The organism is Mesorhizobium sp. M4B.F.Ca.ET.017.02.2.1 (genome assembly GCF_003998955.1).
GTDB classification, from domain to species: Bacteria; Pseudomonadota; Alphaproteobacteria; order Rhizobiales; family Rhizobiaceae; genus Mesorhizobium; species Mesorhizobium abyssinicae.
The window spans coordinates 1-1,952 of record NZ_RZOF01000576.1; the positions used below are offsets into that span (position 1 = coordinate 1).

Sequence of the window (1,952 nt, forward strand, 5' to 3'; positions counted from 1 at the left end):
CCTCGACGAACCGCTCGATCCGAAATTCGCCAACCGCCCGCTGGAACCCGGTTCCGGCGCACCCGATCTCACCGCCATCATGAAGCGCGTGCGCGATGAGCGGGGTCCGCCGGTCAAGCGCAACGAGAGCGATGCGGCAAAGTCCGACTTCATTGCCGCGGCAAGGCGCGCAGCGCAAGCCGCCGCCGCCGAGGCCGACGCGCTGAAGCGCCAGTCGACGATGGGCGGCCCGGTCAAGGCGCTCAGGATCGGCGACCTGCTCAAGGCGCGGCGCAAGCCGATCCTGATGGCAGCGGCCGCGATCATGCTGGCGCTTGCCGGCCTGCAGCTTGGCAAGGCCTTCTTCTCCGATCCCGCGCCGGTCGCCAGCAACGATGCCGCGCCGATCGTTGCCGCGCAGCCCGTGGAGACCGCTTCGCTCAATGCCACGGCCGAACCGAAGACCAACGCCGCGCCGAAGATAGAGACCGCCGCCGAGGACGCGCCGGCGCGCGCCGTGCGGCAAGCGGAACCGGTGAAGGATGCGCCGCCGGCGCAGACCGCCGCCGCGCTGCCGATGGACGCAAATACGGTGATGGATGCCGCGCCCGCCGCCGCTGAACCGGCGCCGGCGCCGATGGTTTCGGCCGCGCCGGCTGCGACCACGGCACCTTCACCGGATGTCACCGCCTCGGCGCCTGCGATGCCGGCTACGGATGCCGACGCCGACACCGCGCCGATGGCCACGGCGCCGGCCGCCTCGCCGACGACCCCCGACACCACGGGCGCTGTTCCGCCCGCCGGCAGCACGCCCCAGGCGGCCGCGAAGATCGACATTCCGGCCGACGCCGGTCCTCCGGCCCTGCGCGACGCCGCCGCCGGCGGCGATGCCAAGGCGCTGTTCGAGGTTGGCTCGCGCTATGCCGAATCGCGCGGCGTCAAGGAGGACATGAAGGCCGCGGCCAAGTGGTACGAGAAGTCCGCCGAGCTCGGCTTCGCGCCGGCCGAATACCGCATCGGCAATTTCTACGAGAAGGGGATCGGCGTCACCCGCGACATCAAGAAGGCCAAGACCTTCTACCAGCTTGCCGCCGAACAGGGTAACGCCAGCGCCATGCACAATCTCGCCGTGCTGTTCGCCATGGCGGCGGATGGCGTGACCGACAATGAATCGGCGGCGCACTGGTTCCAGGCGGCGGCCGACCTCGGCGTCAAGGACAGCCAGTTCAACCTCGGCATCCTGGCGGCCAAGGGCGTCGGCATGAAGCAGAACCTGGAGGAATCCTACAAATGGTTCGCGCTCGTCGCCAAGACCGGCGACAAGGATGCTGCGTCCAAGCGCGACGAGATCGCCAATGCGCTGCGTCCGGAGCAGTTGGAGCGGGCGCGCGCCGCCACGGAGCTGTGGAAGCCGAAGCCAATCGACCAGGCGGCCAACTCGGCCGACATCCCCGAATCCTGGCAGGACGGCACGCCCCAGACGACCGCCAGCATCGACATGAAGAAGGCGGTCAAGAACATCCAGCTGATCCTCAACAAGAACGGCTATGAGGCCGGTGGCGCCGACGGCGTGATGGGCGACAAGACCAAGACCGCGATCATGGCCTTCCAGACCGACAACAAGTTGAAACCGACCGGCGAGGTCGACGAACAACTGGTCAAGGCGCTGCTGGCGCGCAAATAACGGCAGATGCGTCGCTTCCGCGATGCCTTGCCACACATTTGCCTGTTAACTGATTGAGATGCTTTTTTGTTTCGACGCGGCGGCGGGGTTTGCTCCCGCCGCCGCGTCGGCGCAAGAAAAAATTGGCTTTTCGGTGCGAGACTGCACGCTGCGGCTGCATCGCCGACAGGCAAACTGATCGAGACTGACGGGTGGGCATCTATCTCCCGATCGCGGAAATTTCCGTCAACGTCTTCGTGCTGCTGGCCATGGGGGCGGCGGTGGGTTTCCTGTCGGGCATGTTCGGGGT

General features: G+C 67.5%; 1 protein-coding gene and 1 pseudogene. Both read left to right on the top strand.

The window, feature by feature from the left end; all coding sequences use genetic code 11:
• On the top strand, positions 1-1,663 hold a 1,663-nt coding region (locus EN738_RS33930), incomplete at its 5' end, for an SEL1-like repeat protein (RefSeq protein ID WP_189606120.1).
• Between the two features lie 191 nt (positions 1,664-1,854).
• Positions 1,855-1,952, top strand: a pseudogene (locus EN738_RS36665) (sulfite exporter TauE/SafE family protein); the annotation flags it as partial.